The 9,585-nt window shown below is 27.7% G+C and carries 8 protein-coding genes and 1 riboswitch; all 8 genes read right to left on the reverse strand.

The window, feature by feature from the left end:
• Position 1: 1 nt before the first annotated feature.
• Positions 2 to 682, reverse strand: a complete 681-nt coding sequence (gene cbiQ, locus H8891_RS07810; protein ID WP_187005913.1) for a cobalt ECF transporter T component CbiQ — start codon at positions 680 to 682, stop codon at positions 2 to 4.
• Complete coding sequence (locus H8891_RS07815) at positions 676 to 969, reverse strand: energy-coupling factor ABC transporter substrate-binding protein (RefSeq protein WP_187005914.1); 294 nt, start codon at positions 967 to 969, stop codon at positions 676 to 678. The genes cbiQ and H8891_RS07815 overlap by 7 nt, the downstream gene beginning before the upstream one ends.
• A complete protein-coding gene (locus tag H8891_RS07820) occupies positions 947 to 1,684 on the reverse strand; it encodes an energy-coupling factor ABC transporter permease (RefSeq protein ID WP_187005915.1) in 738 nt (245 codons plus the stop codon). Before H8891_RS07820 ends, H8891_RS07815 begins: the two co-directional genes overlap by 23 nt.
• 203 nt (positions 1,685 to 1,887) lie before the next feature.
• Positions 1,888 to 2,070: riboswitch (cobalamin riboswitch) on the reverse strand.
• Between the two features lie 198 nt (positions 2,071 to 2,268).
• A complete protein-coding gene (locus H8891_RS07825) occupies positions 2,269 to 3,333 on the reverse strand; it encodes a glycosyltransferase (RefSeq protein WP_187005916.1) in 1,065 nt (354 codons plus the stop codon).
• On the reverse strand, positions 3,330 to 5,333 hold the full coding sequence (locus H8891_RS07830) for a glycosyltransferase (RefSeq protein ID WP_187005917.1): 2,004 nt from the start codon (positions 5,331 to 5,333) through the stop codon (positions 3,330 to 3,332). Before H8891_RS07830 ends, H8891_RS07825 begins: the two co-directional genes overlap by 4 nt.
• Before the next feature lie 62 nt (positions 5,334 to 5,395).
• Entirely contained in the window at positions 5,396 to 6,553 is a 1,158-nt protein-coding gene (locus H8891_RS07835) for a glycosyltransferase (RefSeq protein ID WP_187005918.1), read from the reverse strand.
• A gap of 115 nt (positions 6,554 to 6,668) precedes the next feature.
• Positions 6,669 to 8,657, reverse strand: a complete 1,989-nt coding sequence (locus tag H8891_RS07840) for a glycosyltransferase (RefSeq protein WP_187005919.1) — start codon at positions 8,655 to 8,657, stop codon at positions 6,669 to 6,671.
• Between the two features lie 310 nt (positions 8,658 to 8,967).
• A partial coding sequence (locus H8891_RS15290) for a hypothetical protein (RefSeq protein ID WP_243207781.1) occupies positions 8,968 to 9,585 on the reverse strand: 618 nt, incomplete at its 5' end.

A 9,585-nucleotide genomic window follows, 5' to 3' on the forward strand; every position in this document is an offset into this window, starting at 1 on the left:
CCTATATATGAAATTTCCCATCATACAACTTTATATCTAAAGTTATACTCATTTCCTCATATCTTTTCATCATTCTAAAAAACAAGACTTTTATAAGTAGTGCCGTTGAATTATACGAGTTTTTTAAATTTGTATACCCAAATTTTAATTGCTGTGATTTATATATATTTTTTACTTCTTCTAAGAAAATAAATATAAATCTATACATTAAAACCATAAGTTCTAATAATGTATCTGGAATATGCAATTTTTTAAATATAATTATTAACTGATTAAATGGAGTAGTAAGTATTAAAAAATAAATAGATATAACTGAGCTCATAGCTCTTAGTAATATATGTATAGAATTCTCAATTGCAAATTTAGTCGTACCTATATAAAAACTAAATATTTTTATATCAAATAAAAAATCTTTATTTTCAAAAGATATATTAACTAAATTAAGTGTAGTTCCTATAATTAAAAAATATATAGGTATCTTTAAGCACTTTATATACAATTTAATATCAACTCTTGCTAAAAACACAATTAACATGCTTATAAATAACATTATTAATAAATGTAGACTAATACTATTAGTTATTAAAGAAATTGCCATAAAAATAAAAGTAACACCTACTTTAATCATTGGATTAGCATTTGTTAGATTGCTATTATAAGCACATTTATCAATTTCTAGCATTTACCTTTTTTACCTTTTCTAGAACCTAAATAATATCCTATAAATCCAGCTCCTATTGCTGCTTGTGTAGAGAATAATAAACTTTCTATTTCTCCACTAGGTGGTTCGTATAAGCTACTAAACCATGGTTTATAATCTGGGTTTATTTCAGAAATTAAATTTTCTGCTTCTCCGTCAGCTCCCCCATACTCAGCTTTAGAATTTAAAAGTAAAGGAGTTATTATAAGTATTATTGTTAAAGCAAGTAATATAAAGTTTTTAGTTTTAGTTTTCGAATTTGCACTCATTATCTTCAACTCCTTCTTCATTATTTTGTGTTATTAAATTATATACTAAAGTAGTTAATAATCCTTCTGCTATAGCTATAGGTATTTGAGTCGTGAAAAATACTCCTAAGAATTTAACTGCAGATCCAATCACTCCTCCTGCAGGATCAGGAAATGCTAGTGCTAATTGTATTGCTGTAACAGTGTATGTAGCTAAATCGCCTAATGCCGCTGCTAAAAATACACTCACACCAATACTTAAATTTCTTTTTCTACAAAACTTAAATATTAAATATGAAACTATAGGTCCAACTATTGCCATTGAAAAAGCATTAGCTCCTAATGTAGTAAGTCCACCATGTGCAAGTAATATTGCTTGGAATAATAATGCTATTGTCCCTATTACAGCCATAACAGCTGGCCCAAATAATATTGCTCCTAATCCTACTCCAGTAGGGTGTGAACAACTACCTGTTAATGATGGTATTTTTAGTGCTGATAATACAAATACAAAAGCTCCTGCTAATGCTAATAATACCTTTTTCTTTGGATCTTTTTTAACTATTTCATTAATTGCCTTTAATCCATATACGAAAAATGGAATAAATACTATGGTCCAAAGTATTGACCATTTTACTGGTAAAAATCCTTCCATGATATGCATAGCGCTTGATGTAGTCGGGTTTAACAGTACAATTAAAACACCGGCTACTACGGATAGTGTTAAATAATTCATTTTAGTACCTCACTTTTTATTATAAATAATATAAATTTTTGTGATAAATTAATTTATAAATTTAAATATAGTTTTTAAGTTTATCAGGTACAAAAAAAATCCTAACTTTTGGATTAGGATTTAAATAACATCTTAAATAATACCTAAGCCTATAAAAAACCAAGATATTACTTTTTTAATTATTTTCCTTCATCCCGAAGAAACTAATTTAATTACTGTAGGCAGGTCTCCTGGCTTGGCTTCATTTTACTCCTTTCCCTTCCCATAATATACATTACAGTGGTATTTGAAAGTTTCATCAGCTTCACAGTAGCGGGGACTGCAGAGGATTTTAACCTCTTTCCCTTTTAATCTTATTTCTAAAAACCTACAATAGATATATTTAATTTATCACATATTTATTAATTCTATAAATATCTTTATATTCCTCTAATTTTCTTAGATTTATAAAATTAACTAATACTCCATTATTCTAACAAATTTCAACAAAATAATCTAGAGAGTTTATTTTTTTATAAACTCTCTAAAAAAAATAATACTATTTAATAAGATTCATATATATAAATAAATGTAAATTTTATAATTTATTGCTCATTGTTAAAAAACTGCTCATTTTGAGCTATATACTCATTATTAGGGTTAATCTTATAAGCCTCATTATGATGTTTTATAGCTTTTTCTATTTTATTTATTGTATAATAACAAACAGTAAGTTGAAGGTGAGGTTTCCAAGTCCAATATTCTGGAGAAATAAATCCATAACAATTTTTTGGCATTTCCAAGTTGAATATACTTTCATACCAACTTATTGCTTCTTCATATCTACCTTCCTCTTTAAAGCAATCTGCTAATCTATACACTGCTTCAGCTCTAGGAGATGTATATTCAAAAGTTTTATATATACTTTCCCTAGCATTTTTGTAATCACCTTTAAAAAAATAACAATCAGATACCTTACACATAGCATCTATTTTTTCTTCTACCCACACATCCATATTACTAAATTCAGTAAGAATTTTTATAGCATCATCGTAAAACTTATTATAATAAAGCTCTTTTCCGTAATAATAAATATCTCTTGTTGATAATTTATGACCTTCATCTAATTTTTTTCTATAAATTCTAAGATTCCTATCTCCTGCATCATGTAGTTTTTGATGTGTTATTGCTACTTCACTTTCATATACATTCCCACTAACTCCTAAGTATTCATGTATAAATCCAACCCATTTAAAATTATTTTTTCTTTTAACTAATCTATTTCTTTTATATCTTAACAATGGTTCTCCACTTTCATCTAATCCTCTGTGGTCTGTCATTGTAACTGTGTCTATATTAGAAGTTAAATTTTTCTTTATATCTAATAACTTGATTTGATCTTCTTTAAATAATACCTCATCTGCATCTATCCAAAATATATAGTCTTTTGTAGCTTTACTAAAAGAATAATTTCTAGCGGCAGCAAAATCATCTATCCATTTAAAATCATAGATTTTATCAGTGTATTTTTTAACTATTTCTTTTGTTTTATCTGTTGAGCCTGTATCTACTATTATAATTTCATCTACTATGTCTTTTACACAATCTAAACATCTTCCTATAACATCTTCTTCATTTTTTAATATCATGCATAAACTTATAGAAATCATTCTTTGCCTCCATCAAATAATTTTTCTATTTCAGGCATAACAATAGACTTATCAAAATCAAATTTTTCTACTTCCTTTAAATTTCTTATATATAAATCCCTTATATCTTTATTTAATATCATAAGTCTAAGTCCATAGTATAATCCATCTTCACTATTTGAAACCATAAGACCTAATTTATCTTTAAATAAAGCCCTTGATCCATGATTATCTGTTGCAACTACTGGTTTTCCTAATACCATAGCCTCTATGATTGCAAGGCCTAATGCTTCTGCATAAGACGGTGATACAAACACATCACACATTTTTACCCATGGATAAGGATTTTTTTGATATTCAATTAATTTACAGCTACTTTCTAACTTCAAATCTTTCACTAGTTTTCTTAAATTTTCTTCTTCTTCTCCACTACCTAGTATTATTAACTCATGGTCTATTCTTTCATCTATTAGTTTTTTATGAACTTTAATTAATCTATCAAATCCTTTTTCTGATCCCAATCTACCTATAGACATTATAGTAAATTTACTTTTTTTGTATTTTATATATTCTAACGATAATTCACGTATTTTAGATACATCATTAGGAACGTATATTCTTTGTAGTTTTGAATTTAGACCATTTCCTACAAAATCTGTAAATGATTTACTTACTCCATCAGATACACTTATAATTTTGTCCATTCTTCCATATATATCAGTTACATAATCTTTTGAATTTCCGCATACCATCAAAGAAAAATCACCATGAAGCCAAGTTATTTTCTTTGCATTTGGAGTTCCAAATCTACAAATTACCCATGTTGTAAATATACCTAAAAAACCTATTTCTACATCATATTTTTTTTCTAATTCTAAATTAAAATTTCCACTTAAGTATTCCTTATACATTTCATCTACAGTATCATACATATACACTACATTCACATTTTCATTTATATCATATAAGTAACTTTTTTCTTTTGCTAAGACTACTAAATCTACATTATATTTTGAATAATCTAGATTATCTAGTATCGACATTAAAGCCTTTTCTGCTCCTCCATCAGATAAAAGATACATTACAAATAAAATATTTTTCTTATTATATTCTTTATATGAAATTTTCTCTTCAAATTCTAGTTCCTTTAAAATAATTTCATCACCTATTTTAAATTTTTTAATTATCCTATTTTTATCATCTATTAAATTGCCTCTTTCACAAAGCATAATAGCTTTATTAAACATAAATTTTATATGATTTTTTATATTATCTGCTACATCTGATTTAAACAAATCTTTATTATTTATATAAAATCTGCACATTTCTCTTAGTATAGATTCTGTATCTTCTAATCTTTTTTTACAGTTATCCGATACCACTATATAATTATCTCTAATTCTTCTTAAACATAGTTTTTTAGGTATATATAAAACCCTCTTAGCTAATAAAAACGATTGAATAGAATACAATTTACTCTCATCTAATATTCCTTCATAAAAGAAAAGATTATTTTGAATTATGAAATCTCTTTTATACAAATTCGATATATCAAGATTATTATAGTCTGCTGTTGTAAAATATTTTTTTAAAAAATCTTCACCTTTAATACATTCAGATTCTATATTTTTACAGCTCTCATTAAAATCATTTTCCTCAGATACTTTAGTATCAAATTTGACCATATCTAAATCATATTCTTTAGCTTTTTCATAACAAATTTTCATAGCATCTTCATCTAAATAATCATCGATATCTAAAAAGTATATATACTCTCCTTTAGCATTTTGTATTCCAATATTTCTAATAGCAGATATGCCTATATTTTTTTCATTTGATATTATTTTTACAAAGTCATATTTTTCTTTATATTTATTTAATATATCTAAACTTGAATCTGTTGATTTATCATCTATAACTATTATTTCTATATCATCTAATGTTTGATTTATCGCACTTAAAATACATTCATCTATATACTTTTCTACGTTATATACAGGTATTATTATACTTACCTTCATGATTACCCCCTAAAACTATCTATAATTTAAATAATTTTTGTACGTTAAAATTATAATATCTATCATATTTTTATTTCATCAAGCAACCTTTCTATTTCAGGCATAACAATAGACTTATCAAAGTCAAAATGTTCTACTTTTTTTAAGTTTCTTGTATATATTTCTCTTATTTCTTGATTTAATATCATAAGTCTAAGCCCATAATATAAGCCCTCTTCGCTATTTGAAACCATAAGCCCTAATTTATCTTTAAATAAACTTCTAGGTCCATGGTTATCTGTTGCAACTACTGGTTTTTCTAATACCATAGCTTCTATAATTGCAATGCCCAATGCTTCTTGATAAGATGGTGATACAAACACATCACACATCTTTATCCATGGATAAGGATTTTTTTGATATTCAATTAGTTTACAACTACTTTCTAGGCCTAGATTATTTATTAAATTTTTGAGATTTTCTTCTTCCGCTCCACTACCTATTATTATTAATTCATGGTCTATTCCTTCATCTATCAGTCTTTTATGAACTTTAATTAATCTATCGAATCCTTTTTCTGATGATAATCTTCCTATTGACATTATAGTAAACTTACTTTTTTTATATTCTATATCTTCTAATGATAATTTGCGTATTTGATATATATCAATAGGAACATAAATTCTTTGCAGCTTTGAATTCAATCCATCTCCTATAAAATCTATAAATGATTTACTTACACCATCAGATACACTTATAATTTTATCCATTCTCCCATATATATCTCTTGCATAATCTACTGTATTTGCACCTACAACTACTTTAAAATCACCATGAAGCCAAGTTATTTTTTTTGCAGTTGGACTTCCAAACCTACAAATTGCCCATGTTGTAAATAAATCTAAAAAGCCTATTTCTACATCATATTTCGCTCCTAATTCTAAATTGAAATTTCCGTTTGCATATTCCTCATACATTTCCCTTAAAGTATCATACATATATACTACATTTACCTTTTCATTTATATTGTATAAGTAACTATTTTCTTTTGCCAATACCACTAAATCTACATTGTATTTTGAATAATCTAGATTATCTAATATTGACATTAAAGCCTTTTCTGCCCCTCCCCCGTATAACATATACATCAAAAATAATATATTTTTTTTATTATTAGACCCTTCATATGAAATTTCATCATCTACTTTAAATTTTTCAATCATTCTATTTTTATCATCCATTAGATTACCTCTTTCACAAAGTATAAATATAATCATCTTTAAATTTTTTTAATACAGTTTTTTAGATATTTATAATTTAAATAACTTTTATCTAATGTACAATTTAAGCACCTGCTTAGTTTTTTATTTCGTCAAGCAATTTTTCTATTTCAGGCATAACAATAAACTTGTCAAAATCAAATTTTTCTACTTCCTTTAAATTTTTTGTATATAATTCTCTTATTTCTTGATTTAGTATCATAAGTCTAAGCCCATAATATAAGCCATCTTCACTATTTGAAACCATAAGTCCTAATTTATCTTTAAATAAAGCTCTAGATCCATGTGTATCTGTTGCAACTACCACTTTTCCCAATACCATAGCTTCTATAATTGCAAGTGGTAATGCTTCTGTATAAGATGCCGATACAAATACATCACACATTTTTATCCATGGATAAGGATTTTTTTGATATTCAATTAGTCTACAGCTATTTTCTAACTCTAACTCCTTTACTAAACTTTTGAGATTTTCTTCCTCCGCTCCACTACCTATTATTAGTAGTTCATTATCTATTCCATCATCTAATAGTCTTTTGTGAACTTTAATTAATCTATCAAATCCTTTTTCTGATGATAATCTTCCTATTGACATTATAGTAAATTTATTTTTTTTATATTCTATATCTTCTAATGATAATTTACGTATTTGATATATATCAGTAGGAACATATATTCTTTGTAATTTTGAGTTAAAACTATCTCCTACAAAATCTGTAAATGATTTACTTACACCATCAGATACGCTTATAATTTTATCCATCCTTCCATATATATCTTTTACATAATCTACTGTATTTCCACCTACAGTTAAAGAAAAATCAGTATGAAGCCAAGTTATTTTCTTTGCATTTGGATTTCCATATCTACAAATTACCCATGTTGTAAATATGCCTAAAAAACTTATCTCTACATCATATTCTTTTTTAAATTCTAAATTAAAATTCCCAGATAAATAATCTCGATCTAATTGATCTGGGCTATCATAAATATAAATTACATTTACATTTTCATTTATGTTGTATATATACTCTTTTTCTTTCGCTAATAATACTAGATCCACGTTATATTTTGAATAATCTAAATTATCCAATATTGACATTAGAGCCTTTTCTGCCCCTCCATCGTATAAAAAATACATTAAAAATAATATGTTTTTCTTATTATTAGGCTCTTCATATGAAATTTCATCATCTATTTTAAATTTTTCAATTATTCTACTTCTATCATCTATTAAATTACCTCTTTCACAAAGTATAATAGTTTTATCAAATATAAATTTTATATAATTTTTTATATGATCGGATATATTTGATTTAAATAAATCTTTATTATTCATATAAAATCTGTACATTTCGCTTAATATAGTTTCTGTATCTTCTAATCTTTTTTTACAATTATCCGATATCTGTATATAATCATCTCTAATTTTTTTGAAACATAGCTTTTTAGGTATATATAAAACTCTATTAGCTAATAAAAATAATTGAAAAGAGCATAATTTATTTTCATCTAATATTCCTTCACATAAGAAAAGATTATTTTGAATTATGAAATCTCTTTTATACAAATTCGATATATCAAGATTATTATAATCTCCTGTTGTAAAATATTTTTTTAAAAAATCTTCGCCTTTAATACATTCAGCTTCTATAATTTTATAACTTTCATTAAAATCATTTATCCTACATCCCTTATCCTCAAATAATTTTGTATCAAATTTAACTATATCTAAATCATATTCTTTCGCTTTTTTATAGCAAATTCCCATGGCATCTTTATCTAAACAATCATTGCTATCTAAAAAGTATACATACTCTCCTTTAGCACTTTGTATTCCAATGTTTCTAGTAGCCGATATCCCCATATTTTTTTCATTTGGTATTACTTTTACAAAGTCATATTTTTCTTTATATTTATTTAATATATCTAAACTTGAATCTGTTGATTTATCATCTATAGCTATTATTTCTATGTCATCTAATGTTTGATTTATCGCACTTAGTATACATTCATCTATATACTTTTCTACATTATATACATGTATTATTATACTTACCTTCATCCTTGCCTCCCAAAATTAATCTATTGTTTTATTTCCTTATTATTTAATCTATGTTATAAATAATTTTAAGTTCTTCATTTAATAAAAATCATTTGATTAAATCAAGTAGAACCTTGTAACATCTTGGGTTTTGCAATCATATAATAAAGTGCACCAAATATTAATTTATGAGAGGATTTTATTACATGGAGAAAAATAAATTATCTAGACAATCAAGTAATCACAGATCTAGAAGTTGCCACGACCATAGCTGTGATTGCGATAATTGGAATATAGACAATGATTGTTGTGAATGGGATTGCAATTGCAATCATTCATGCAAATGTTGTGACCCTATATGCTTCATAGGCCCTGCTGGTCCTACTGGTCCTACTGGCCCTACTGGTCCTACTGGCCCTACTGGTCCTACTGGCCCTACTGGCCCTACTGGTCCTACTGGTCCTACTGGCCCTACTGGTCCTACTGGCCCTACTGGTCCTACTGGTCCTACTGGTCCTACTGGCCCTACTGGTCCTACTGGTCCTACTGGTCCTACTGGCCCTACTGGTCCTACTGGTCCTACTGGCCCTACTGGTCCTACTGGTCCTACTGGTCCTACTGGCCCTACTGGTCCTACTGGTCCTACTGGTCCTACTGGCCCTACTGGTCCTACTGGCCCTACTGGTCCTACTGGTCCTACTGGTCCTACTGGTCCTACTGGTCCTACTGGCCCTACTGGTCCTACTGGCCCTACTGGTCCTACTGGCCCTACTGGTCCTACTGGTCCTACTGGCCCTACTGGTCCTACTGGCCCTACTGGCCCTACTGGTCCTACTGGTCCTACTGGTCCTACTGGCCCTACTGGTCCTACTGGCCCTACTGGTCCTACTGGTCCTACTGGTCCTACTGGTCCTACTGGCCCTACTGGTCCTACTGGCCCTACTGGTCC

The organism is Paeniclostridium hominis (assembly GCF_014306135.1).
In the GTDB taxonomy this organism is placed as follows: Bacteria; Bacillota; Clostridia; order Peptostreptococcales; family Peptostreptococcaceae; genus Paraclostridium; species Paraclostridium hominis.